The 24,454-nt window shown below is 71.6% G+C and carries 22 protein-coding genes and 1 pseudogene; 6 read left to right on the forward strand and 17 right to left on the reverse strand.

The features are described from left to right. Nucleotides 1-50: 50 nt before the first annotated feature. The 4 genes and pseudogenes from ABZZ04_RS11055 to rpmG form a co-directional block, all read right to left on the reverse strand. A pseudogene (locus tag ABZZ04_RS11055) lies at nucleotides 51-405 on the reverse strand (DUF664 domain-containing protein); the annotation flags it as partial. Nucleotides 406-412: 7 nt separating this feature from the next. Further along, complete coding sequence (locus ABZZ04_RS11060) at nucleotides 413-1,189, reverse strand: DUF4389 domain-containing protein (protein ID WP_356931896.1); 777 nt, start codon at nucleotides 1,187-1,189, stop codon at nucleotides 413-415. A gap of 324 nt (nucleotides 1,190-1,513) precedes the next feature. After that, complete coding sequence (locus tag ABZZ04_RS11065; RefSeq protein ID WP_356931955.1) at nucleotides 1,514-1,774, reverse strand: type B 50S ribosomal protein L31; 261 nt, start codon at nucleotides 1,772-1,774, stop codon at nucleotides 1,514-1,516. Between the two features lie 92 nt (nucleotides 1,775-1,866). Further along, nucleotides 1,867-2,031 carry a 50S ribosomal protein L33 gene (gene rpmG, locus ABZZ04_RS11070; RefSeq protein ID WP_356931897.1) on the reverse strand — a complete coding sequence of 55 codons (165 nt, stop codon included), beginning with the start codon at nucleotides 2,029-2,031 and terminating at the stop codon, nucleotides 1,867-1,869. 459 nt (nucleotides 2,032-2,490) lie between these two features. Here rpmG and ABZZ04_RS11075 point away from each other — a divergent pair, with 459 nt between their 5' ends. Beyond that, nucleotides 2,491-3,936, forward strand: a complete 1,446-nt coding sequence (locus tag ABZZ04_RS11075; RefSeq protein ID WP_356931898.1) for a SpoIIE family protein phosphatase — start codon at nucleotides 2,491-2,493, stop codon at nucleotides 3,934-3,936. Between the two features lie 220 nt (nucleotides 3,937-4,156). Here the strand turns inward: ABZZ04_RS11075 and ABZZ04_RS11080 are convergent, their stop codons facing one another. Then, complete coding sequence (locus ABZZ04_RS11080) at nucleotides 4,157-5,653, reverse strand: hypothetical protein (RefSeq protein WP_356931899.1); 1,497 nt, start codon at nucleotides 5,651-5,653, stop codon at nucleotides 4,157-4,159. Between the two features lie 232 nt (nucleotides 5,654-5,885). Here ABZZ04_RS11080 and ABZZ04_RS11085 point away from each other — a divergent pair, with 232 nt between their 5' ends. Then, nucleotides 5,886-7,022: an aminoglycoside phosphotransferase family protein gene (locus ABZZ04_RS11085; RefSeq protein ID WP_356931900.1), complete on the forward strand. Its 1,137-nt coding sequence runs from the start codon at nucleotides 5,886-5,888 to the stop codon at nucleotides 7,020-7,022. A 65-nt stretch (nucleotides 7,023-7,087) separates the two neighbouring features. Here the strand turns inward: ABZZ04_RS11085 and ABZZ04_RS11090 are convergent, their stop codons facing one another. Continuing rightward, nucleotides 7,088-8,419, reverse strand: coding sequence for a peptidoglycan recognition family protein (locus ABZZ04_RS11090; protein ID WP_356931901.1), 1,332 nt, complete (start codon nucleotides 8,417-8,419; stop codon nucleotides 7,088-7,090). A gap of 399 nt (nucleotides 8,420-8,818) precedes the next feature. Between ABZZ04_RS11090 and ABZZ04_RS11095 the strand changes: the two genes are divergently transcribed. Continuing rightward, nucleotides 8,819-11,032, forward strand: a complete 2,214-nt coding sequence (locus tag ABZZ04_RS11095) for a terpene synthase family protein (protein WP_356931902.1) — start codon at nucleotides 8,819-8,821, stop codon at nucleotides 11,030-11,032. Nucleotides 11,033-11,103: 71 nt separating this feature from the next. Here ABZZ04_RS11095 and ABZZ04_RS11100 read toward each other — a convergent pair whose 3' ends face one another. The 5 genes from ABZZ04_RS11100 to ABZZ04_RS11120 all read right to left on the reverse strand — a co-directional run bounded on the left by ABZZ04_RS11100 (nucleotide 11,104) and on the right by ABZZ04_RS11120 (nucleotide 15,853). Continuing rightward, the gene (locus tag ABZZ04_RS11100) at nucleotides 11,104-11,604 is read right to left on the reverse strand and encodes a hypothetical protein (RefSeq protein ID WP_073789562.1); all 501 of its coding nucleotides are present in this window, start codon (nucleotides 11,602-11,604) and stop codon (nucleotides 11,104-11,106) included. A gap of 230 nt (nucleotides 11,605-11,834) precedes the next feature. Next, nucleotides 11,835-13,001 (reverse strand): thiolase domain-containing protein, encoded by a 1,167-nt coding sequence (locus tag ABZZ04_RS11105; RefSeq protein ID WP_356931903.1) that lies wholly within the window; start codon nucleotides 12,999-13,001, stop codon nucleotides 11,835-11,837. Further along, nucleotides 12,991-14,046, reverse strand: a complete 1,056-nt coding sequence (locus tag ABZZ04_RS11110) for a thiolase domain-containing protein (protein WP_356931904.1) — start codon at nucleotides 14,044-14,046, stop codon at nucleotides 12,991-12,993. The genes ABZZ04_RS11105 and ABZZ04_RS11110 overlap by 11 nt, the downstream gene beginning before the upstream one ends. Then, nucleotides 14,047-14,991 (reverse strand): OB-fold domain-containing protein, encoded by a 945-nt coding sequence (locus ABZZ04_RS11115; RefSeq protein ID WP_356931905.1) that lies wholly within the window; start codon nucleotides 14,989-14,991, stop codon nucleotides 14,047-14,049. A 61-nt stretch (nucleotides 14,992-15,052) separates the two neighbouring features. Then, a complete protein-coding gene (locus tag ABZZ04_RS11120) occupies nucleotides 15,053-15,853 on the reverse strand; it encodes a crotonase/enoyl-CoA hydratase family protein (RefSeq protein WP_356931906.1) in 801 nt (266 codons plus the stop codon). A 202-nt stretch (nucleotides 15,854-16,055) separates the two neighbouring features. Here ABZZ04_RS11120 and ABZZ04_RS11125 point away from each other — a divergent pair, with 202 nt between their 5' ends. The 3 genes from ABZZ04_RS11125 to ABZZ04_RS11135 all read left to right on the forward strand — a co-directional run bounded on the left by ABZZ04_RS11125 (nucleotide 16,056) and on the right by ABZZ04_RS11135 (nucleotide 20,096). Next, nucleotides 16,056-17,684: an acyl-CoA synthetase gene (locus ABZZ04_RS11125; RefSeq protein ID WP_356931907.1), complete on the forward strand. Its 1,629-nt coding sequence runs from the start codon at nucleotides 16,056-16,058 to the stop codon at nucleotides 17,682-17,684. A 202-nt stretch (nucleotides 17,685-17,886) separates the two neighbouring features. Then, nucleotides 17,887-18,984 (forward strand): right-handed parallel beta-helix repeat-containing protein, encoded by a 1,098-nt coding sequence (locus tag ABZZ04_RS11130; protein ID WP_356931908.1) that lies wholly within the window; start codon nucleotides 17,887-17,889, stop codon nucleotides 18,982-18,984. A gap of 35 nt (nucleotides 18,985-19,019) precedes the next feature. Continuing rightward, a complete protein-coding gene (locus ABZZ04_RS11135; protein ID WP_356931909.1) occupies nucleotides 19,020-20,096 on the forward strand; it encodes a methyltransferase in 1,077 nt (358 codons plus the stop codon). Between the two features lie 240 nt (nucleotides 20,097-20,336). Here the strand turns inward: ABZZ04_RS11135 and ABZZ04_RS11140 are convergent, their stop codons facing one another. The 6 genes from ABZZ04_RS11140 to ABZZ04_RS11165 form a co-directional block, all read right to left on the reverse strand. Further along, entirely contained in the window at nucleotides 20,337-20,669 is a 333-nt protein-coding gene (locus ABZZ04_RS11140; RefSeq protein ID WP_356931910.1) for a TcmI family type II polyketide cyclase, read from the reverse strand. Nucleotides 20,670-20,745: 76 nt separating this feature from the next. Next, on the reverse strand, nucleotides 20,746-21,225 hold the full coding sequence (locus tag ABZZ04_RS11145) for an SRPBCC family protein (RefSeq protein WP_356931911.1): 480 nt from the start codon (nucleotides 21,223-21,225) through the stop codon (nucleotides 20,746-20,748). Between the two features lies 1 nt (nucleotide 21,226). Continuing rightward, nucleotides 21,227-21,484, reverse strand: coding sequence for an acyl carrier protein (locus ABZZ04_RS11150; protein ID WP_148835997.1), 258 nt, complete (start codon nucleotides 21,482-21,484; stop codon nucleotides 21,227-21,229). 15 nt (nucleotides 21,485-21,499) lie between these two features. Then, on the reverse strand, nucleotides 21,500-22,750 hold the full coding sequence (locus tag ABZZ04_RS11155) for a ketosynthase chain-length factor (RefSeq protein ID WP_356931912.1): 1,251 nt from the start codon (nucleotides 22,748-22,750) through the stop codon (nucleotides 21,500-21,502). Further along, entirely contained in the window at nucleotides 22,747-24,015 is a 1,269-nt protein-coding gene (locus tag ABZZ04_RS11160; RefSeq protein ID WP_356931913.1) for a beta-ketoacyl-[acyl-carrier-protein] synthase family protein, read from the reverse strand. Before ABZZ04_RS11160 ends, ABZZ04_RS11155 begins: the two co-directional genes overlap by 4 nt. After that, nucleotides 24,012-24,446, reverse strand: a complete 435-nt coding sequence (locus ABZZ04_RS11165; RefSeq protein ID WP_356931914.1) for a cupin domain-containing protein — start codon at nucleotides 24,444-24,446, stop codon at nucleotides 24,012-24,014. The genes ABZZ04_RS11160 and ABZZ04_RS11165 overlap by 4 nt, the downstream gene beginning before the upstream one ends. Between the last annotated feature and the right edge of the window lie 8 nt (nucleotides 24,447-24,454).

Here is a 24,454-nt window from a genome sequence, read left to right on the forward strand (position 1 = left end):
CTTCGCGGGGTCCTTCTCCCGTGGAGGCCGTGGCCGCTCCCAGGGGCGCGTCACCCTCCCGTCGTCCCGTCGAGCCGCTCGCGCACCAGATCGGCGTGGCCGATGTGGCGCGCGTACTCGGCGATCATGTGCCGGCGGATCATGCGCAGCGAGTACTCCTCGCCGGCGTGGGTGAAGGTGTCGTCCAGCGAGGGCACCGGCGACGATCTCGTCCGCCGACCGCCATTCCTCGATTACGGGACAGCCCTTGGGCGGGCACGGCCCTCGGCGGCGCGGGTCGGGTCGGAGGTCCTCGAATTCCGCGTCCTTGCCCTTCTCCGGGTCGCACATCGGGTCGAACGTCCGGCCGGCGAACCGCTCCCGGAACCAGATGTGTTCGGCCTTCGCCGTGTGGCGGATCAGCCCAGGGGTCTCACCTGCCGTCGTCGTCCTCGGCCGTCCAGGTGCTCGTGGCGGAACCGGCGACGGAGGTGACCGCGCCGAGCACCAGGAACAGGGCGAGCAGCGCCTTGCCCGCGCTGCTCATGACGAGCGGCCTGGTGGCGGAGCGTGCCTGCTGCTGCGGTACGGAGAGCTCGTCGTCGCCGAAGAAGCCCTTGGGGTACGCCGGGGTGAGCATCAGGAAGTACGCGTAGAAGCGCATCGTGTAGCGGAGCACGGCGGCCGTGGCCTCGAAGAGGGGGCGCGGCATGCGGCCCAGGATCAGGGTGATCAGCCACCACAGGACACCCACCGCCCACCAGCCGGACGCGGCGAGGCTCTGCACGATCGCCGCCGGGATCATCAGGATCAGGCGGAAGAGGACGGCCAGCCGGTTGAGAGTGGTGGGGACGACCTCGATGCGGGCCGGGTAGTCCGGTGCCGGGCCGAGGGTGAACGGCGGGTAGCGGTCCACGAGCAGCATGCTGCTCGCGCCGACCCGCACCTGGTAGCCGAGGTATCCGGCGAGGAAGCGGAAGACCGGTCCGGGCAGCCGCCCCAGGAACAGCGCGGCGAACCAGCCGAGGATCACCATCACCACGGAGGCGATGTGCAGGAAGAACAGCACGACGAAGTGCGGGATCAGGAGCAGCAGCCGTACCAGGACGGTGAGTCGGCGCAGGCGCGGCGGCTCGATGACGTCCAGCACGGGCAGCTGTTCCTCGGCGGTCCATGTCCTGGGGCGCGGACCCCACTGGGCGTCAGCCATGTCGCTCCTCGTCGGGGGGTGGTCCGTACGCCATCGGCACACACGACGTCACCCCACGCTGGGGCGGACGGGGAGGTCCCGCAATCGGTCATGGGCCGATCGGGTGCCCCCGTCCGGGCCCGGGGAGCGTTCCGGCGCGGCAAGGCCGGGCGGGGTCGAGGAGAAGCCCCGGCCGGATCGGGGGAATCCAGCCGGGGCGGCTTTTCGTGGGCGCGACACGCGACATCCACATATAGGTGAACGATAAACCACTGCGCTCCGTTCCCGGAAACCCGCCCCCCTCGCTGTGATTCACGGCACTGGGCGCGGGTCCGGTGGAGCGGCTCAGCCGGCGGCGGTCACCTCGGTGCCGTAGCGGCGGCGGAAGCGTTCGACACGGCCGGCCGTGTCCAGCACCTGACCGCTCCCGGTCCAGAACGGGTGGCTCGCCGACGAGGTCTCCACGTCGATCACCGGGTAGCTCCGGCCGTCCTCCCAGGTCACCCGCTCGTCCGCGGTCGCGGTCGTACGGATCAGGAAGGCGGCTCCCGCGGCCCGGTCACGGAAGACCACCGGACGGGAGACGGGGTGGATGCGGGACTTCATGCTCATTGCCTCCTCAGGCTGCTGCGGGAGCGCCACTCCCTTGGAGCGGCGCGGGACGGGACGACGCGGGAACGACGAGGACGGACCTCGGGTCAGCGCTCCTCCCGGAACGACACGTGCCGCCCCGCGACGGGGTCGAACTTGCGCAGGACCAGCCGGTCGGGATCATTCCGGCGGCTCTTGCGGGTCACGTAGCTCCACCCCGTTCCGGCCGTCGACCGGAGCGTCACTACGGGACGGGTCTCATTGCGGGCCATGGGCACCTCCGGGCTCCTTCTCCACCGAACCCCCTCCCCCTCATGGGAATGGGTTTCGTTTTCGTTCTGGTGTCTTAACGCGACACCCCCCGGCCGCATTCCCGCCCGCGCGACCCGGCCGGGAACGAGACGGAACCTTGCGCTCCGGAGGTGCGGACACGCGGTCCGCGACCGCTCGGAGCACCCCGCTTCGCATTCGCCACGCTCCGCCCGGGCGCGCGAACCGCAGGAAGAAGCGCGGGCGCACGACCGTCCGCACACGCCGGATCACTTGCGCCAACATCCGCCGCCAGCAAAGCTGTTCGACGGATCGACGCGTCGCGCAGCCTATGACATATGCCAGAAGCAACAACCCATCGAGTGTTGCCAAATCCCTTACGGGCTCCCCCCGCCTGTGCGACAGTCGTCTTCGGTCCACCATTCAGACCTGGTAGCGCCGCGCCTGTATCGGAGTACGAGATGCCGTCCCCGCTGTCCGCGGACCGCCCCGCCCCTCACCCGCCCGAGCACGATGCCGTGGCCACGTTGATCGACCGGACCCGGCAGCTGCGCGGCGATGTGGATGCCGTGCGGCGCGACACGGTGCCGGTCGACGAGGAGGACTCACAGGCACGGTGGCAGCGGGCGCTCTGCGACCTGGCGGTCAGCCATCTCGACAACCTCGGCACGCACCTGGGACAGCTCAGGGACGGCCTGCGGCCGCAGGTGCCGGAACAGCTCAGGGACACACCGCCGCAGGACACCGCGACAAGGCCCGCCGAGGAGCCGCGGCAGGGGTCGCTGATCGGCCGGGTGGGCAGCGCCGAGTGGAATCTGCTCACCGACGAGGTCAGCTGGTCCGAGGAGCTGTTCCAGATCTTCGGCAGGTCCCCCGAGGCCGGTCCGCTCTCGCTGGACGAGCTCCCCTCCATGCTCGTCCCCGAGGACCAGCCCCTGCTCACCGCGCTGGTGACGGGCTGCCTGGTGGACGGGAAGCCGATAGACGGCGAGTTCCGCATCGTACGGCCCGACCGCCGGACCCGAACGCTCCACATGATGGGCGAGCCCGTCCTCGACACGGACGGCTGCACCGCCTCCATGTGGGCCGTCCTGCGTGACGTCAGCGAGCTGCGGCGGAGCCAGCAGACGGTGCGGCGGAGCCACGACACGCTCCGCCGCCGCCAGGACAGGGCACGGACCGAGCACCGCATGGCCGTCGAGCTCCAGCAGGCCGTGCTCCCCCCGTGGCGGGGTTCGTCACGGTCCCCCTCGCGGGGGGCCGGCGCACTGGACGTCGCGGCCCACTACCTCCCCTCGGAGTCGAGTTCGCTCATCGGCGGCGACTGGTACGACGCGCTGGACCTGCCGGACGGCAGGACCGTGCTCACGGTCGGTGACCTGACCGGCCACGGCATCCCGGCCACCTCGGCCATGGCGATGCTGCTGGGCGCGCTGCGCGGAATGGCCGTGGCCGGCATCGAGCCGGGCGCACTCATGGGACATCTCAACCAGTTGCTGGAAACCTCCGTCCAACCCGCTCTGGGCAGCGCGGTGTGCTGCCGCTTCGATCCGGCGACCGGCGCCCTGGCCTGGGCCCAGGCCGGACACCCCGCGCCGCTGCTGTTCCGCGCCGGGAAGGGGCGCCCGCTGCCCCCGCCGGACGGGGTCCTCCTCGGCGCGGCCTCCGGGGTCACGTACGAGCAGGACGAGGTGCGTCTGCTGCCCGGCGACGTGCTGATGCTGCACACCGACGGGCTGAACGGTCACGACGGCCGGGGTGCTGACCCGGACGCGCTGCTCGCTCTGGCACCGCGCTTCGCGCAGGCCGGTTCGGCACAGGAGTGCCTGCGGACCGTCCTGACGGAGTTCGGTGGTACCGAGCGCCTGGACGACGCGTGCGTGCTCATCGCCCGCCTCGGGGCGTAGAACGGCACGCCGGCACCCCTGACGGAGGGCATGGACACCCGCGGGACCGGGCACGGCACGGAACACGGCAGCACGGAGCCGCCCGCCCATGGAGCAGTGCCCGAACGGCCGGTGGCCGGACGGTGACGGACCGGACCGCTGCGGTCGGTCGGCACGATGTCAGCCGGACCGTGGCGTCCGGACGACCGACGGTCGGTGCCCCTCGTCGTGGCGCCCCCGGTCAGATCTCCGTGGAGCGCCTGGGCTGTTTGATGATGGACTGCGGCATGGAGAGCTTGATTTCCTCGCGCAGTTCCGCGATCTTCGCGTAGCCCGCGAACTGGCCCGTGAGCCGGTACATTTCGCGCAGCCGGTCCCAGGTGCGGTGCGAGGAGGTCTCCCCCATCGTCACCAGGGCGAGTCGCGCGTAGCGGTCCGCCTGCTCGGGATCGTCGGCGATGAAGCACGCCGAGGCGAGCGAGATGTAGTCGAAGATCTTGGATCGCTGGCGGCCGTTGACCCGGAGCTCCAGCGCCCGCTTGGCGTGGCGCTGGGCCACGATCGCCGCCGACGGGTCGTGCTCGGCGAGGGTGCGGAACGCCAGGGCCTGCATGCCGTGCAGGTCCGCCTCGTCGAACATCTGCATCCAACTGGGCGGTGGCACATCGCTCTTGTCCGAGACGAACAACTCCTCGGCCTTGCCGAGCGTGCGCCGCATCGCCTGGCCCCGGCCCATGGAAGCCTGCGCCCATGCCTCGATGGTGTACAGCATCGCCCGGGTGCGCGGCAGCACCGCGTCCCCCGAACCGGACTTGGCTAGCTTCATCAGGTCCAGGGCGTCGTCGGGACGGCCGAGGTGGACCATCTGCCGGGCCGCTCTGGAGAGCGCCTCGCCCGCCCGCGGGCGGTCCCCGCCCTCGCGCGCCGCATGGGCCGCGATGACGAAGTACTTCTGGGCGGTCGGTTCGAGTCCGATGTCGTGCGACATCCATCCCGCGAGCACCGCCAGGTTGGCCGCCACGCCCCACAGCCTGCGTTGCAGGTGCTCGGGGTGGCGGTAGGCGAGCATGCCACCCACCTCGTTGAGCTGGCCCACCACGGCCTTGCGCTGGAGTCCGCCGCCCCTGGACGCGTCCCAGGCGCGGAACACCTCGACGGACCGTTCGAGCGCTTCGATCTCCTCCGACCCGATGGGGGCGGCCTCGTACCGGTCGAAACCGGCGGGCTCCGCGTGCAAGGGGTCGTTGATCCGTGGGACGTCGGCCGCCAGCACGGGATCCGTGTGCAGCCAGTCGTACATGGGGCCGGTGATGGTCGATCCTGCGGCGAGCGCGGCGCCCGCGCTCACCAAGCCGCGTCGGTTGAGCATGAGGTCCATTCCCGTGAATTCGGTGAGGACCGCTGCCGTCCGCTCGGGCGCCCACGGCAGCCCGTCGGGATTGTGCTCCGTCCCGACGCCCCGCCGTTTCCCTGCACGCCCGCGTCGGCCGAACCCGAGGTCCTCGATGGTCACGACACGACCGAGCCGCTCGGTGAACAGGGCAGCCAGCACCTCGGGCACGGGATCGCGGGGTGACTCCCCCATGTCGATCCAACGCCGCACCCGCGAGGTGTCGGTGGCCAGTTGCGGATGGCCCATGGCCGCCGCCTGCCTGTTCACCATTCTCGCGAGTTCGCCCTTGGACCAGCCGGCGAGGCCGAACAGGTCGGACAGGCGGGTGTTGGGTTCTCCGGTCACGTCAAGCCCCCAGGTTCTCGGCTGTGTTGACAGTAACCCCCTGTCAGATGCCTTGCGACTATTCGCCATGGTTCGCCAGGGCACGCCACATGGTCTGCCACCCGGAGTCCGGTGTCAGGTAGGAAAGCGCCACCCCGCCCGGCAGCCCTAGGTACTCCCCAGGGTGCCGAACGGTCGCCGGGCCGGGGCGGCGCACGCAACTTGTCGGCGCACGAAGGGATCTGTCTCGCTCATGTACACAGCATCGTCCTCCGTGACCGCCCCGCCCCGGCCGCTCCGCCCCCTGGGGGCGGGCGGCGGACCCTATCTCACCCCGCACGCCGCCCAGCCGGTGCCCGGCACGGTCCGCCCGCGGCGGACCGCGGCTCCCGGCGGTCCGGCGCTCAGCGGACGGCTGGACCTGTCCGGCCCGCAGGGCGCGCAGCTGAGGATGGTGATCGCCTCGGTGCAGCGGATCTGCCCCGAGTTCAATCCCGTCCAGGTGCTGCGCCGCAGCGGACGCTCGGTCCTGCTCGTCGGCTCCACCGGACGGACGACCGCGGTGGCCAAGTGCTTACTGGACCACTCGCCCGCGTGGTCGGAGCGGTTCCGGCACGAAATAGCTGCATACCGTGCGTTCGTCCGGCACCGTCCCCCGGTGCGGGTGCCGCGTCTCATCGCGGCCGATCCGGAGAACTGCACGCTGGTGATCGAGCGGATGCCGGGACGGGTGGCGGCGCTGACCAGGCACCCGTCGGAGGCCCCGCCCCGTGCCGATGTGCGGGCTGTGCTCGGTGCGATCAGCCGGGTCAACGAGTGGCGGCCGGCCCCGGGGCTCTTCGACGCCCCGCTGGACTACGCCTCCCGGATCTCCCGCTACCACGAGCTGGGGCTGTTCACCGACCGGGACCTGGGCGACCTGCAGAAGCTGCTGCACGGCCTGGCGCACGCGGGCGGCCGTCAGGGCATGGGGCAGTTCTGTCACGGTGACGCGCTGCTCTCCAACATCCTGCTGTCGCCCACGGGTCCGGTGCTGGTGGACTGGGAGCACGCGGGCTGGTACCTGCCGGGCTACGACCTGGCGACGCTCTGGACGGTCCTGGGGGACGCGCCCGCGGCGCGGCGTCAGATCAGCCAGCTCGCCCAGGCCAAGGGGCCTGCGGCGCGTGACGCGTTCCTGGTGAACCTCATGCTGGTCCTGACCCGTGAGATCCGCACGTACGAGACGGCCGTCCAGCGGGCCATGCGTGATCCGATGCCCGCCGGTGCCGGTCAGGACCGGCCCGGAGCCCTGTCGTCGAGCGAGGAGCAGCGACTGCTGCTGCGCCGGCTGCACGACGACTGCGCCATGGCCCGCAGGGCCGTACGAGCCGCGGTCGGCACTCGCTGACCTGCCCAGGGGGACGCGCCGTGGGCCCGGTGCCGACACACCGGGCCCGCGGCGCGTCGTTGTGGTCAGCGTGTGCGGACGATGTCCACGTCGGACGCCTTCACGAAGGCGATCCGGTGACCGATCTGCACCGTCACGTACTTCTCCTTGCCACTGAAGTACATGTGGTCGAAGGGGGCCGAGGAGTCGATCGTCGGCGCGTAGAAGTAACCCGTGGGTGCCTCGCCGCCGCCGGGGTACGACTGGCCCGCCCCGATCGTGTACGGGAGCGGCGAGCCCACCCGCTTGTCCCCGAAGTCCGTGGGGTACTCGGACTTCTCCGGGTACGCCACCCCGTACACCGGGACGTCCGTGCGGCCGGCCTTCGGCCTGACCACGTAGCCGGAGGTCGGTGTGGTGCTCCGGGTGTGGGCCGGGGTCCGGAACCAGGCCTTCTTGCCGTACCACCAGATCGCCGTCCAGCCGGGGGCGTGGTCCGCGACGACCGCCTGCTGGGTGGCGCTGATCTTGCTGCCCCAGTCGGCGGCACAGTTCGTGCCGGGCGAGCCGTCGGGGTGCAGGCCGGGGTCGGAGAAGAGGGGCGCGTCGGCGGAGGGGGCGGTGTGCAGCGGGACGGCGCCGGAACCCTGGGCCGGCAGGTCCACGCCCTTCTCGCAGTCGCGGAAGACCTGCTGGTTCTTCTTGAAGTCCGGGCTGATGGTGACGAGTTCGCTGTTGCGGGGCGCGGTCGGCACCGTGGGCTTTCCGAGCAGCTTCATGAAGCGGTTCCAGTCCCAGTACGGGCCCGGGTCCCAGTGCATGTTCCTGGTTCCGGCCGCGGTGGTGGGCGGTACCCCGTCGTGGCCGATGATGTGCTGGCGGTCGAGCGGGATGTCGTACTTGGCTGCGAGGTAGCGCACCAGCTTGGCGGTGGAGCGGTACATCTCGGGGGTGTACCACTTGGCGCCGTCGACGGCGACGCCCTCCTGCTCGATGCCGATGGAGTGGCTGTTGACGTACCAGTTGCCCGCCTGCCAGGCCACGTCCTTGCCCTTGACCATCTGGGTGACGTGGCCGTCGGCCGAGCGCACCACGTAGTGGGCGGACGCCTGCTTCAGCGGGTTCTGGAAGATCTTCAGGGTGGTGTCGAAGTCCTCCTCGGTGTCGTGCAGGACGATGAACCGGACCTTGTTGGTGTTCGGCCGGTCCGCGACGTCGTAGTTCCCGTACGTCTCCTTGTCGGCGGGGTCGCCCGTCTGCTGATAGGCCGCCGGCACCCAGTCGCACGCGAGACCGCGCGGGCATTCCGGCCGCACCTCGTCCGCTCCGGCCTGCGCCACGGGACTGAGCAGTGCCATGCTCAGTGCGCCGACGCCGGTGAGCGCGAGTGCGAGTCCGGTCCTCTGCTTGGACGTCATGACAACCCTTCGTCTGGAGCCGTGCGGGTCGAGCCGTGCGTGCTGAGCCGTGCGTGATCCATCCCGCTGTTCCGCTGTGCGCGCACACTCTCCGACCTGACATGACAGCGCGTCAAGGGATCAGCCGAGGTCGCGGGTCGAGCCAGTGGGCCAGACCACTGAAAGGGCCTCCGACCTGCACACGGAAAGATTCAACCGGCTTTCGGCGACGGCCCGTTGCCCGGCTTCCGGGGAGCGGGCGAACGGCATCCGGCGCATCCCGGACACCACCCCCGACCATGCTTTTTATCTGATTAATCCGGGATATGAGTACCTCGAACGGCCGAAGGGTAGTGCTCGCGCGGAAACGATCGAGGCCGCACGACAGCCGTGCGGTGCCCCAGGAAAGGCCCAACGTCCATGCCTCAGCCCTTCACCCTGCCGGATTTCTATGTTCCGCATCCGGCGCGGCTCAACGCCCATGTCGAGGAGGCTCGGGCGCACACCAAGGAGTGGGCCCGCAGCATGGGGATGGTGGAGGGCTCGGGCGTCTGGGACGAGAAGGACCTCGACTCCCACGACTACGCGCTGCTGTGCGCGTACACCCATCCCGACTGCTCGTCCGAGGCCCTCTCGCTGGTCACCGACTGGTACGTGTGGGTCTTCTTCTTCGACGACCACTTCCTGGAGCTGTTCAAGCGCACCCGGGACCGGGAGGGAGGCAAGCGGTATCTGGACCGGCTGCCCGCGTTCATGCCGATGGACCGCGGGGCCCCGGTGCCGGAGCCCACGAACCCGGTCGAGGCGGGGCTGGCCGATCTGTGGGCACGGACGGTGCCGAGCATGTCCGACGCCTGGCGGGCCAGGTTCGCCGAGGCCACGGAGAACCTGCTCGACGAGTCGCTGTGGGAGCTCGCCAACATCGACGAGGGGCGCATCGCGAACCCCGTCGAGTACATCGAGATGCGCCGCAAGGTGGGCGGCGCCCCCTGGTCGGCGGGGCTCGTGGAGTACGCGGCCGGTGCGGAGGTGCCCGAGGAGGTGGCCGGGGAGCGGGCGCTGCGGGTGCTGCGGGACGCCTTCTCCGACGCCGTGCACCTGCGCAACGACCTCTTCTCGTACCAGCGGGAGGTGGAGGAGGAGGGCGAGAACAGCAATGGAGTACTGGTCCTCGAACGCTTCCTCGGCTGCTCCACGCAGGAGGCCGCCGAGGCGGTGAACGATCTGCTGACGTCCCGGCTGCAGCAGTTCGAGAACACCGTCCTCACCGAACTCGGCCCGCTCTGCGCGCGGAAGGGCCTCGATCCCGCGCGGACCGCGTCGGTCCTCGCGTACGTCAAGGGCCTGCAGGACTGGCAGTCCGGCGGTCACGAGTGGCACATGCGCTCCAGCCGTTACATGAACGACGGCGCGGTCGGGGCGGCGCCGACCGGCTTCGGCATGGCCGCGGCCTCGCTCCGGTTCACCGCCCGCTCGGAGTCGGCCCGGCTGCGCAGCCACACCCATGTGCCCCACCGGCGGGTCGGCCCGTCCCTGCTGCCCGACTTCGAGCTGCCCTTCGGCACGACGCTCAGCCCCCATCTGAACGGGGCGCGGCTGCGGGTCGTCGACTGGGCGGACCGTATGGGCCTCCTGAAGGCGCAGCCGGGGGTGCCCGGTTCACACATCTGGGACGAGCAGCAGCTCGTCGCGATCGACCTGCCGCTGTGCGCGGCGGGGCTGTTCCCGGACGCGACGCCGGAGGAGCTCGACCTGGCGTCGCAGTGGCTGACCTGGGGGACGTACGGGGACGACTGGTTCCCGGTGGTGCACGGGCGACCCCGTGACCTGGTGGGGGCCGGGCTCGCCAACGAGCGGCTGTCGGCGTTCATGCCGCTGGACGGGGCCGCGACGCCCGAACCGGTCAACGCGCTGGAGCGGGGGCTCGCCGATCTCTGGGCGAGGACCTCGGCCCCGATGGACGCGAGCGGGCGGCGGACGTTCCGCAAGGCGGTCGAGGACATGACCGCGAGCTGGCTGTGGGAGCTGGCGAACCAGGCGCAGAACCGTATCCCCGATCCGGTGGACTACATCGAGATGCGGCGCATGACCTTCGGGTCCGACCTCACGATGAGTCTGTGCAGGCTGGGACACGGCAGGAAGGTTCCGCCGGAGATCTACCGCAGCGGGCCGATGCGCTCCCTGGAGAACGCGGCGGCGGACTACGCGTGCCTGCTCAACGACCTGTTCTCGTACCAGAAGGAGATCGAGTACGAGGGCGAGGTGCACAACGGCGTCCTGGTCGTGCAGAACTTCTTCGGGGTGGACTACCCGACCGGGGTGGCGATCGTGCACGACCTGATGGAGTCGCGACTGCGGCAGTTCCTGCACGTCGCCGAGCGGGAACTCCCGGTGCTCTGCGACGACTTCGGGCTGGACGCGGAGGCGCGGAAGGTTCTGTCCGGGTACGTGCGGGAGCTCGAGCAGTGGCTAGCGGGCATCCTGATCTGGCACCGCGGCTGCCGGCGCTACCGCGAGCAGGACCTCCGGCGGGGCAACGGCACCCCGTGGCACCTCGGCGGCCCCACCGGGATCGGTGTCTCGGCGGCGCGGGTGACCTCGCTGTTCGCACGGACCGCGGCGAGCGGCGGGTAACGGCCGGACGGGGCGGGGCCCCGCATGCGGGTGGCCGCCCGCGAGGCGCGGGCGGCCACCGGCGAGACGTTTCAGCCCTGCTGGAACAGCTCGGCGGGCAGCGGCTTCAGGAGGGTGTACAGGTCGTCGGTGATCGGCCGGTCCCAGCTGGCGATGGTGACGAGCACCCCGTCGCTGCGGTCGAACTGGACGCAGGAGATGCGGCTTTCGGAGAGCTTGATCCGGCGGACGATCAGCAGGTTGTCGCCCTGCATGACGGGCATGTCCTCGGTGCCGGTGACCTCGACCGGCTCGTCGTTCTCCAGCGCGAGCAGCAGCTGGGCGACCTCGAAGGGGACCTGGCCCTCCTCGGTCTCGCGGGCGGGCGATCCCTCCGGGAGGTTGCCGATGATCATCGCGGGGCCGCGGCCGCCGAACAGGTCGTAGCGCAGGAAGACGCCCTGGCAGCTCCCGTCGGGGGCGGGCAGCAGGCCGGCGCCGAGATTTCCGGGCCAGTCCCCCGGGTCCATGGCCAGGACGTCGAAGTCGGGGCCCGCGGGTGTGGCGGCGCTACGGCGGCGGAGGAAGGACATGCAGACATGGTACGTGTCCGGGCTCACGTTGCAGAGTCGGGTCCGCGCAGGCCGGGGCGCCGACGGGCCCGCCGGCCGGTCCCCGGCGGGCCCCGCGACCGGTCCCGGCCGGTGACGGCGGTGACGGGACCGGTCACGTCCGGTGTCCGGGGGACACGGAGGGTGATCCGGTGCGCGGCGCGGTCGTGGTCCGGGCCCGCCGGGACGGCCCCTCCCGCGCGGGGCCGGGGTCAGCCGGTGGGGGGTTCGGATCCGACCAGCCACATGGCGAAGAACTGCGCCCCGCCGCCGTACGCGTGGCCGAGCGCCTTACGTGCCCCCGCCACCTGGTGCTCGCCCGCCCGGCCCCGTACCTGGAGGGCGGCCTCGGCGAAGCGGATCATTCCGGAGGCCCCGATGGGGTTGGTGGAGAGCACTCCGCCCGAGGGGTTCACGGGCAGGTCGCCGTCGATCTCGGTGACGCCGGACTCGGTGAGCTTCCAGCCCTCGCCCTCGTCGGCGAAGCCGAGGTTCTCCAGCCACATCGGCTCGTACCAGGAGAACGGCACGTACAGCTCGGCGGCGTCGATCTCCCGTCGCGGGTCGCTGATCCCCGCCTGCCGGTACACGTCGGCCGCGCAGTCCCGGCCCGCCCGGGGGGACACGAAGTCCTTGCCGGCGAAGAGCGTCGGCTCGCTGCGCATCGCGCCGCCGTGCACCCACGCGGGCGGGTGCGGCGAGCGGTCCGCCCCGGCCCGGTCGGTGAGGACCATCGCGCAGGCCCCGTCGGAGGACGGGCAGGTCTCCGAGTAGCGGATCGGGTCCCAGAGCATCGGCGCGGCCCGTACCTTCTCCAGGGTGATGCCGGGGTCCCGGACGTGGGCGTACGGGTTCCTGAGCGCGTTGCGCCGGTCCTTGTACGCGACGAGGGAGCCGATCTCGTCGGGGGCCCCGGTGCGCCGCATGTAGGCCCGCACGTGCGGGGCGAAGAAACCGCCCGCGCCGGCCAGCAGCGGCTGCTGGAACGGGATCGGCAGCGAGAGGCCCCACATGGCGTTGGACTCGGACTGCTTCTCGAAGGCGAGCGCCAGGACGGTGCGGTGCACCCGCGCGGAGACCAGGTTGGCGGCGACGAGTGCGGTGGAGCCGCCGACGGAGCCCGCGGTGTGCACCCGGAGCATGGGTTTGCCGACGGCGCCGAGGGCGTCGGCGAGGTAGAGCTCCGGCATCATCAGGCCCTCGAAGAAGTCGGGGGCCTTGCCGATGACGACGGCGTCGACGTCCGCCCAGGTCAGACCGGCGTCGTCCAGTGCTCGGACGGCGGCCTCGCGGACCAGTCCGGCGATGGAGACGTCCCGGCGGGCGGAGACGTGTGCGGTCTGGCCGATGCCGACGACGGCCACGGGCTCAGCGGACATGAGCGCTCTCCCCTTCGAGGACGGCGACCAGGTTCTGTTGCAGGCAGGGCCCGGAGGTGGCGTGGGCCAGTGCCCGGTCGGACTCGCCGCGGTGGATGCGGGCGGCGGCCTCGCCGAGCCGGATCAGTCCGGCGGCCATGACCGGGTTGGCGGCGAGCGCGCCGCCGGACGGGTTGACGGCGACGTCGTCGTCGAGTTCGAGCGCCTTGCGCAGCACCACCTCCTGGGAGGTGAACGGGGCGTGCAACTCGGCGGTGTCCACGGGGCGTTCGAAGAACCCGGCCCGGGTCGCGGCAAGCCGGGTGGACGGTGATCCGGTCAGTTCGCGGACGCCGAGGCCGTGTGCCTCGATGCGGTGGTCGATGCCGCGGATCCAGGCGGGGCGGGGGCACAGCCGCCGGGCGGTGTCCCCGGCGGCGAGGATCACCGCGGCCGCCCCGTCGCCGATCGGTGCGCAGTCGCCGGTGCGCAGCGGTCGCACGACGTAGTCCCCGGCCGGGACCCGGCCGGCGAGCTGGGCGTGCGGGTTGTCAGCGGCGGCGGCACGGTTGCGGGCGGCGATCGCGGCGAGGGCCGCCTCGTCCGTGTCGCCCGCGTCGATCAGGGCCTGGGCCTGGAGCGCGGCGAGGGCGACGGAGTCCGGCCAGAGCGGGCCGACGTAGTACGGGTCGAGCTGGCGGGTGAGTACGTCGCGCAGCTCCCCGGGCGAGGACTTGCCGTAGGAGTAGACGAGCGCGGTGTCGGCCTGGCCCGTCCGGATCTTGACCCAGGCCTCGTACAGGGCCCAGGCGCCGTCCATCTCCACATGGGACTCGGAGATCGGCGGGTGGGCGCCGACGCCGTCGAGCGCCATGGTGAAGGAGAAGGCGCGGCCGGCCAGGTAGTCGCTGGAACCGGAGCAGGTGAAGCCGATGTCGCCCGCCCGCAGGCCGGTCGCGTCGAGGACCCGGTGGAGCACCGGCATCAGCATCTCGACCTCGGAGAGTTCGTCGGTGCGCCGCAGGTGGTCCGTCTGCGCGAAGGCGACGATCGCCACGTCTCGCATCTAGAGCAGCTCCTTGTACGCGTCGTAGTCGGCGTCCGGCTCGCCGGTGGGCCGGTAGTGGTCGGGGTGGCGTGCGCCCTCGGTCCAGACGGGTTCGACGCGCAGCCCCATGCGGACCTCGTCGTACGGGATGCCGCCGATCCGGGCGTGCAGGGCGAGGTCCGCTCCGTCGAGTGCGATGTGTGCGTAGACGTAGGGGACCTCGATGTCCAGGTTCTTCGCCTTGATGTTGACGACGCAGTACGTGGTCACGGTGCCGCGCGGGCCGACCTCGACCTGTTCCGCGGTGGCGACGCCGCAGGTGGGGCAGGCACCGCGGGGCGGCACGTACACCTTGGCGCAGGACGGGCAGCGTTCGCCGACGATGCGCCGTTCGGACAGGGCCTCGATGTAGGCGCTCTGGGCCCGGCCGGGGGTGTAGCGGTAGTCGAGCCGGGCGGGGGTGACGATGCCGGTGACGGGGTCGGGGAACGCGCCGTCGTGCGGGGCGGGCGGTTCACCGGTGTCGCCCCCGTACGGTTCGAAGCAGGCGATGTCCGTGATCGCGCCGGTCCGTTCGGCGGCCCAGCGGATCCGTACCCGCATGCCGGTGCGCACGGCGTGCGGGCCGGGCGCGGCCAGGGCGTGCAGGAGGGCGGTGTCGGCCCCGTCGAGCCGGACGAGGACCCAGGCGAAGGGGGTGTCGAGGGGCTGGCCGCGGCGCGGCGCGGGGTTCCAGGCCCAGGTGGTGACGGTGCCGGTGGGGGCGACCTCGACGAGTTCCCGGATCTCCTCGGCGGTGACGGGGTCGTACTCGACGGGCGGGACCAGGATCCTCCCCCCGTCGGTGCGGACGCCGAGCACGGTGCGTTCGCGCAGTCCGGTGAGGAAGGCGCTCTGGACCGGTCCGAGGGAGCGGGTGAAGGGGAATTCGACCACGAGTGGTGCGCTGAGGATGTCGGGCACGGTTGCCTCCTGGACTCGGGGCCCGTCGGGTGCGCCCGGTCGGAGGCCACCCGGCGGGCGCTCAGGCGCGGCGGTAGACGGGCGGGCGTTTCTCGGCGAAGGCGCGGGCGCCCTCGCGGGCGTCGGCGGTGGCGAAGACCGGTTGGCCGCGTTCCAGTTCGGCGGCGAGGCCCTCGCTCTCGGTCAGTTCGGCGCTCTCGTACACGGACGCCTTGACGGCCTCGACGGCGAGCGGTCCACAGGCGTTGATCCGCTCGGCGACGGCGAGGGCCTCCTCCAGTGCGGTGCCGTCGGGGACGACCCGGCCGATCAGCCCGATGGCGGCGGCCTCGGCGGCGCTGTAGGGGCGTCCGGTGAGGAGCATTTCGAGGGCGTGGGTGCGGGGGATCTGGCGGGGCAGCCGCACCGTGGACCCGCCGATGGGGAAGAGGCCGCGCCGGACCTCGAAGAGGCCGAAGGTGGCGCCCGCCCCGGCGATCCGGATGTCGGTGCCCTGGAGGATCTCGGTCCCGCCCGCCACGCAGTGGCCCTCGACCGCGGCGACGACCGGTTTGCGGGGGCGGTGGTGGCGCAGCATCGCCTTCCAGTGCAGATCGGGGTCGGCGGCCATCCGGTGGCGGTACTGCTCCCCCTCCATGCCCTTTCCGGCCAGGGCCTTGAGGTCCATGCCGGCGCAGAAGCAGCCGCCCGCCCCGGTGAGGACGACCGAGCGGACCGTGTCGTCCTCGTCGGCCGCCAGCCAGCCGTCGTACAGCCCGACCAGCATCGGCAGCGAGAGGGCGTTCTTCGCCTCCGGCCTGTTCAGGGTGAGCACCAGTGTGGCGCCCTCACGGCGCACGGTGAGGTGTTCCGTACCACCCATTGCCTGCCTCCCGTCTCGGGACCCGGGGCCGCCGGGTCGGTGCTGCCGGTCGCGGCACTGGAACAGGTTGCAGTAGGCGGGGGCCCAGTTCAATAGTTTTCTGACAGTCAGTCAGTTTTCTTCGTCCGGGCCCCTTCCCACTTGTGCCTCCCGGCGCTCTAATGACCGCCGAGCCAGTCAGCTTCCGGGGTCAGGAGGAACGGTGGAGTACAACCTTGCCGACCTGTTCGAATCGGTCGTCGACGCGGTCCCGGAACGCGAGGCGCTCGTCTACCTCGACCACCCCGGCACCGGTGCGGAGCGCCGGCTCACGTACGCGGAGCTGGACGCGGCCGCCAACCGCCTCGCCCACCACCTGACCGACGCGGGCATCGCCCCCGGCGAGCACCTGGGGCTGCACCTGTACAACGGGGTGGAGTACCTGCAGACCGTACTGGCCTGCCTCAAGGCGCGGATCGTGCCCGTCAATGTGAACTACCGCTACGTGGAAGAGGAGTTGACCTACCTCTACCGGGACGCCGACCTGGCCGCCCTGGTCTTCGACGCCGAGTTCGACGAGCGGGTCGCGGCGGCCGCGCCGAAGGCCCCGCTGCTGCGCCACCTCGTCCGGGTGGGGACTCCGGCGGCGGGTGCCCGGGGGCCGGAGGCGGTCGCGTTCACCGAGGCGGAGGCGGCCGGCAGCCCGGAACGCGGTTTCGCACCGCGCTCGGCCGACGACCAGTTCATCATCTACACCGGCGGCACCACCGGAATGCCCAAGGGGGTGATGTGGCGCCAGGAGGACCTGTTCTTCTCCGGGCTCGGCGGGGGCGCGCCGACCGGCGAGCCGGTGCGGACCCCGCAGGAGCTGGCCGAGCGGGTGGCGGCGGGCGGGGACGGGATCACCTTCTTCCCCACTCCCCCGCTGATGCACGGCACCTCGACCCTCACCGCGTTCATCGGCTTCAACTTCGGACAGCGGGTCGTGCTCCACCGCAGGTTCGACCCGGAGGCGGTGCTCCGCACCGTCGAGAAGGAGCGGGTCACCAGCATGTCGCTGGTGGGCGACGCGATGCTGCGACCGCTGATCGACGCCCTGAAGGGCCCGCTGAAGGGCACCGACTGCTCGTCGATGTTCTCCGTCTCCAGCTCGGGGGCGATCATGTCGGACTCGGTGCGCGCGGAGTTCCAGGAGCTCGTGCCGACGGTGATGTTACTGAACAACTTCGGCTCCTCGGAGTCCGGTTTCAACGGCACGGCGACGGCCGACTCGGGCCCGGAGAACGGCTTCCGGCTCCGGGTCAACTCCCGTACGGAGGTGGTCGATCCGGCCACCCACGAGCCGGTGGCCCCGGGCGAGCCGGGCCGGATCGCCCAGCGCGGGCACGTGCCCCTCGGCTACTACAACGACCCGGCCAAGACCGCGCAGACGTTCTTCCGCCGGGGCGAGGAGCGGTGGGTGCTGCTCGGCGACATGGCGACGGTCGACGCGGACGGCATCGTCACGGTCCTCGGCCGGGGCTCGCAGTGCATCAACACCGGGGGCGAGAAGGTGTACCCCGAGGAGGTCGAGCAGGCGCTCAAGGCCCATCCGGACGTGTACGACGCGCTGGTCGCCGGGGCGCCCGACGCGCGCTGGGGCAACCGCGTCGCGGCGGTGGTGCAGCTGCGCGAAGGGGCGCCCGAACCCTCGCTCGACGACATCCAGGCGCACTGCAGGACGCGGCTGGCGGGCTACAAGATCCCGCGCCGGCTGGTGATCGCCGGGCGGATCCGGCGCTCGCCGAGCGGCAAGGCCGACTACCGGTGGGCCCGCTCGGTCGTCGCGCCACCGCACGAGCCCGGCGACTGAGCCCCCCGCCCTTCGACCCAACTCCTCCAGCCCAACCCCTCCGGCCCCGGCCCCCCGGTTCCGGCCGGGTCGCCGGTGCGGACCGCGGCGGGTCCCGCCCCGGGACCGTGCGGCGGAGCCCGCGTAGCCCATTCGGGCACCCCCCGCACCCATCCGCTCACCCTATGTGGCAAGGGGGCGGGATCGCCCATAGCTTCGGCTCATGAGGAAACGAAACATCAAGATCCTTGTGCCGGTCGTGGTCCTCTCCGCCGCGGGGCTCGGGGCGGCCGTCTCGGCCGCGGGGCTCGGGGCGGCCACTCCGTCCGCCTCCACCAGGAGCGCGCACGTGGTCCACCCCGGCGAGTCGATCCAGAAGGCGGTGGACGCCGCCCGGTCGGGCGACACCGTCGTCGTCATGCCCGGCACGTACCGCGAGAGCGTCCTGGTCACCACGCCCGGCCTGACCCTGCGCGGTTCCGGCAGCCGGACCGTGATCCGGCCCGCGGAACCGGGCACGCGGGCCTCCGACGCCTGTGCGCGGGCCGGCAACGGCATCTGCGTACTGGGCAGCGCGGACCGGACCGTGGAGGGGGTGAGCATCGACGGGCTGACCGTCTCCGGCTTCAAGAAGAACGGCGTCTGGGCCTCCCGGACCGACCGGCTGACCGTCCAGGGGGTGACCTCCGAACGCAACGGTGTCTGGGGCATCGCCCAGGAACGTTCCACCCGCGGCGTGTTCGCGCGCAACACCGCCCGCGCCAACGGTGACGCGGGCATCTTCGTCGCGAACACCGTCGACGAGGAGGGCGGCGCCACCGACACCCGGGGCACCGAGCTCCGGCACAACACACTGGCGGACAACCGGATCGGCTTCACCGCCCGGCGGGTACGGAACCTGGCGGTCCGCGACAACATCGTCACCGGCAACTGCACCGGTGTGTTCGTCGTGGGCGACGAAGGAAAGCCGCAGGCCGGAGCCATGACGATCGAGTCCAACCGGATCACCGGCAACAACAAGTCCTGCGCCGCGACCGAACGGCTGTCGGCCCTCCAGGGCTCCGGCATCGTGCTCACCGGCGCCGCGGACACCCGGGTGCGCTCGAACACGATCCGCGACAACGCGGGCGACACGCCCATGTCCGGCGGCATCGTGCTGTTCAAGAGCTTCGTGGGCACGAAGAACACCGGCCACACCATCAGCGACAACGTCGTGCTCGACAACAAGCCGGCCGACCTCGCCAACGGGGACACCGCCGGAAAGAACAACACCTTCACCGACAACGTCTGCGCGAAGTCCACACCTGCCGGGCTGTGCTGACCGACGCACCCCCGCACGAGGAGAAGCGAAACAGTATGACCACTGTCAGTCCCACCCCCACGCCCGCCTCCGTCCACGCCGCGCTCCCCCACCCCGTCACTCCCCCGCAGCCGGCCATGCAGCTGCGCGAACTGGTCTTCGGCGCCGCCAGGGCCGCCGCCGTGCGCGCCGCCGCCCGGCTGCGTGTCGCCGACGCGCTGGACGAGACGCCCGCCACCGCGCAGGAGCTCGCGGAACTGGTGGGGACCGAGGCCGTCCCGCTGCGGCGGCTGCTGCGCGCCCTGTCCTGCTACGGGATCTTCACCGAGACCGCCGACGGACGGTTCGCCCACACCGAGATGTCCCGCCTGCTGCGCGAGGACGACCCCCACAGCCTGCGCGACATCTCGCTGTGGTGCACCGAGCCCTGGACCTGGGACGTGTGGCCGCGCCTCGACGACGCGGTGCGCACCGGCCGGAGCGTCTTCCAGGACGTGCACGGCAAGGGGTTCTTCGACTACCTGCACCAGGACGCCCACGAGTCCGCGCAGATCTTCAACCGGGCGATGACCACCTCCAGCGTGCAGTCCGCGCTGGACGTCGCCGAGCTCCTCGACCTCACCGGGGTGTCCTCGGTCGCCGACATCGGCGGCGGCCAGGGGCACGTGCTGGCGAGCCTGCTGGAGAAGCACCCCTCGCTCCACGGCACCCTGATGGACCTGCCGGGCGTGGTGGCGCGGGCCGACGCCCGGCTGCGGGACGAGGGCGCGCTGGTCGGCCGGACCCGGATCGTGGCCGGGGACTGCCGTGAGGCCATCCCCGTCGAGGCCGACCTCTACATCATCAAGAACATCCTGGAGTGGGACGACGACAGCACCCGCAGGGCCCTGCGCAACGTCGTCGCCGCGGCCCGCCCGGGGGCCAGGGTCGTCGTCATCGAGAACCTCGTCGACGACACCCCCTCGATGCGTTTCACCACCGCGATGGACCTGCTGCTGCTCCTCAACGTCGGCGGTGCCAAGCACACCAGGGAGAGCCTGGTCACCCGGATCTCGGACGCCGGGCTGCTGATCGGCGACGTCGTCCCGGTCAACGCCTACCTGCACGCGTTCGAGTGCGTGGTCCCCGACTGACCGTCCCCCTCCCGGCACGACGTGGAAACGCCCCGGGTCCGGCCTCTCGGCCGGACCCGGGGCGTTCGTCCGTCTCAGAGCCTGTCGGGTGGCCTCTGACCGGGCGGCCACGCCCTGGCACGCACGCTTCCAGCGTTGCCGAAATGCCCAAGTAGCTCCGCTACGAGGACACTCCGGCGCCTTGGAATCGCACGCACCAGACCGCGTCCGCTGTCCGGTCGAAGGCCACCCGACAGGCTCTCAGCCGGTGGTGTCGCGTTCCCACCGGTAGAACTCGTGGGCCATGGCGTCCTTGGGGCTGCGCCAGGTCTGCGGGTCGTAGGCGCTGACGTAGGCGGTGAGCTTCTCGCTGATGTCCTTGAACTGCGGGTGCCCGGTCACCTTCGCGATCTCGGGGCCCGGCGGGCGCTCCGACTCGATCAGGTGCAGGTACACGTCGCCGAACTGGAAAAGCTTGCGCCTGGTGACGCCGACGAGATGCGGCAGTTCGGTGTTGTCGGAGGCGGCGAACAACTCGGCGATGTCCGGCGCCGACCCCGGTGCCATCCGGGCGACGATCAGGGCGTGGTGCATCGGGGGATGCCTTTCTGGATTCCCGGCCCGGCACCCGGCCGGGCGGCCGGGTACCGGGCCGTGGGCGGACGGCGGGTCAGCGGGCGCCGGCCGGAGCCGTACGGCGCTCCCGGTCGCGCTGCTCGATCTTGTCCCGGATGAGTTCCATCTGGATCTTGGAGTTGCGGTTGATGTTGTCGGTCATCCACGCGTCGTCGACGGGGGCGTCGGGCCGCATCGCGAAGTCCTGGGTCCAGTGCATCTTCGTCCCGCCGGGGACCTCCGAGTACTGCCACCGGATGTCCATGTGCTGGAACGGTCCGGGCTCCACACGACGGGCGCGGACCGTACGACCGGCACGGTCCACGGTCCGCTCGGAGACCCAGCTCCACACCTTGTCGTTCTCGTCGGGGTGCATCGTCAGCCGGAAGGTGGTGCTGTTCCCGTCCCGTTCGATGATCTCGACCGCGGCGTACTCGCTGAAGAGCCGCGGCCAGTTCTCCAGGTCGTTCGTCACGTCCCAGACCAGGTCCAGGGGGGCGGCGATGGTGATCTCGTTCTCGGTGTGTCCTGGCATGTCAGGCTCCTGTCATGAGGCTGTTGTTGACGAGGGCGAGGAATTCCTGCGGGGTCCTGCAGCGGTCCGCGTCGGCCGGCAGCGCACGGCCGTGCCGGTTCTCCAGCACGCCCACGATGCCGAGGAGGCCCAGCGAGTCCAGGCCGAACTCGTCGAAGGCCGAGCCGGGGCGCTTCTCCATGTCGTGCGGGTCGACGGTGAGACCGGCCCCCTTCTTCATCAGGGCGGCGAGTTCCGTGTAGGTCAGTCGGTCGGTCATGAGGACTTCTCCTTCTCACGTTTGGGTGTCGGTGGAGCCCCGCAGCACCATCGCCGCGTTCGAGCCCATCAGCCCGCGGCTGAGCACCAGCGCCGTCCGCAGTTCGGCGGGGCGGGCGCAGCCGGTGACCACGTCGAGGTCGTGGCACACCTCGAAGACGTTCGGGGTCGGCGGTATGAGCGCGTTCTCCATGGAGAGCACGGCGGCGGCCGCGTCCAGCACCGGTGCGCCGCAGTACGCGCGTCCGGTGCCGGTCTTGGGCGCCGTCACCGGTACCCGGGTGCCGTGCGCGCCGAGCGCGTCCGCGATCGCGAGTGCCTCGGCCCGGTCGGCGGCGGGCACCCCGAGGGCGTCCGCGAAGACGACGTCGATCTCGTCGGGGGCGCAGTCGGCCTCCCGCAGCGCTCCGATGATCGCCTGGGCGAGGCCCTCCCGGGACTCCTCCCACCTGGCCGCCCCGGTGAACGTGGCGGCGTGTCCGGCGAGTTCGGCCCGCACCTTGGCGCCGCGCCGGCGGGCCGACCGTTCCTCCTCGACCACCAGCATCGCCCCGCCCTCGGCGGGCACGAAGCCGCAGGCGCCCGAGGTGAACGGCCGGTAGGCGCGGAGCGGGTCGTCGACGGTGCTCAGGTCCGCGTACCCGAGCTGGCAGACGACCGAGTAGGGCGCCAGCGGGGCCTCGGCCGCGCCGACCACCACCGCCTCGGTGCCGCCGCGGATCGAACGGGCGGCGTGCGCCAGCGCGTCCAGGCCGCCCGCCTCGTCACTGGCCACGACCGCGCAGGGGCCCTTGAAGCCGCCGCGGATCGAGATCTGGCCGGTGCTGGCCGCGTAGAACCAGGCGATGGACTGGTAGGGGCCCACATAGGTGGAGCCCTGTCCCCACAGCCGCTGGAGTTCGCGCTGGCCGAACTCGCCGCCGCCGGAGCCGGCCGCGGTGACCACGCCGACGTCGAACGGTGAGTCCTCGTAGTCGGCGCGGCCCAGCCTGGCGTCGTCCAGCGCGATGTCGGCGGCGGCCATCGCGAAGTGCGTGAACCGGTCGGTCTGTACGAGGTAGCGCTCCTCGATCAGTTCGGCCGGCTCGAACCCGCGCACCTCCCCCGCGACCTTGAGCGGCAGGTGCTCGCACCCCTCGCGGGTGACCCGGTCCAGGACGCTCATTCCCTCGTGCGTCCGCTTCCAGAAGGCCTCGGTGTTGGTGCCGTTGGGGGCGACGACACCGATGCCGGTGACGACGGTGCGCCGGGCTTTTCGGTTCCTCATGGTGTCCTCCCACCTGTCCGGGTCAGAGCCACCGCGGACTGGAAACCGCCGAACCCGCTGCCCACCGAGAGCACGCTGCGCAGCTTCAGGGGGCGTGCGGTGCGCGGCACGTAGTCGAGGTCGCACTCGGGGTCGGGGTTCTCGTAGTTCGCGGTCGGCGGCACCGTCTGGTGGACCAGGGCGAGCACGCAGGCCGCGATCTCTATCGCCCCGATGGCCCCCAGCGAGTGGCCGACCATCGACTTGATCGAGCTCATCGGGATCTCGTGGGCGTGCGCGCCGAGCGCCCGCTTGACGGCCGCCGTCTCGTGCCGGTCGTTCTGCTTGGTGCCCGAGCCGTGCGCGTTGACGTAGTCGATCTGCGAGCCGTCCATCCGGGCGTGGGCCAGTGCCCGGTTGATCGCCTCGGCCATCTCCAGTCCCTCGGGCGTCAGACCGGTCATGTGGTAGGCGTTGCCGAAGGTGGCGTAGCCCGAGATCTCGCAGTAGACGGTGGCGCCGCGGGCCCGTGCGTGCTCCAGCTCCTCCAGGACGAGGACGGCGCCGCCCTCGCCCATGACGAAGCCGTCGCGGCGGGCGTCGAACGGCCGGGAGGCGTGCTCCGGGTCGTCGTTGTTCGCCGACGTGGCCTTGATCGCGTCGAAGCACGCCACGGTGATCGGGGTGATCGGTGAGTCCGAGGCCCCGGCCACACACACGTCGACGCGGCCCTCCTCGATGGAGTGGAAGGCGTAGCCGATCGCGTCGAGGCCCGAGGTGCAGCCGGTGGAGACGGTCTGCACCGGGCCGTGCGCGCCGACCTGTTCGGCCACCGCCGAGGCGAGGGAGCTGGGCGAGAAGGCCCGCTCCAGGTGCGGGCCCGCCGGGCGGTGGTCGACGTCCCAGCGGGCCCCGCTCCCGCTGACGGCGACGTAGTCGTGCTCCAGCCGGGTGGTGCCGCCGACCGCGGTGCCCAGCGACACCCCCATGCGCCAGGGGTCCACCTTCTCCGGGTCCAGGCCCGCGTCGTCGAGGGCCTCCCTGGCGGCCACCATCGCGAACTGGATGTAGCGGTCCGAGCGGGCGATCGTGTCCGCGTCCAGCCCGTGCGCCGCCGGGTCGAAGTCGCACTCGGCGGCGATGCGGGAACGGAAGCCGGCCGGGTCGAAGAGCGTGATGCCCCTGGTCGCGGTGCGCCCGTTCGCGAGGAGGTCCCAGAAGGCTGGCGTGCCGATGCCGCCGGGGGCGACGACGCCGATTCCGGTGACCGCGACACGGCGGGTCACGAGGCCGCCTCGGTTCGCTCCGGCGGGGTGACGCGCTCGGCCGATTCCGTCTCCTCCGTGTCGACGTGGCCGAGTTCCGGGCGCGGGGCGAGCGGACCGAGGTGGAAGACCATGCGGGCCTCGACATCGCCCACGTTGCGGAATCGGTGGCGTACATGGGGCGGGATCAGCAGCCCCTGGTCGGACTTCATCCGGTACGGCTCACCGTCCAGGTCCACTTCCAGCAGACCGTCCACGACGTACACGAACTCCTCGGAGTACGGGTGGTAGTGCTCGCCGATGCGGTCGCCGGGCTGAACGATGGCGAGTCCCATGAAGCCGCTGGTGGCTCCCACCGCGGTCGGCGTGAGCATGGCGCGAAGGTCGCCTCCTCGCCTGCGGTTGGGCTGCGTCTCGCTGAGGTCCACGATGCGTGGCCGGTGCATGGTCATGACTGTTT

It is taken from the genome of Streptomyces sp. NPDC006435, from assembly GCF_040612315.1.
In the GTDB taxonomy this organism is placed as follows: Bacteria; Actinomycetota; Actinomycetes; order Streptomycetales; family Streptomycetaceae; genus Streptomyces.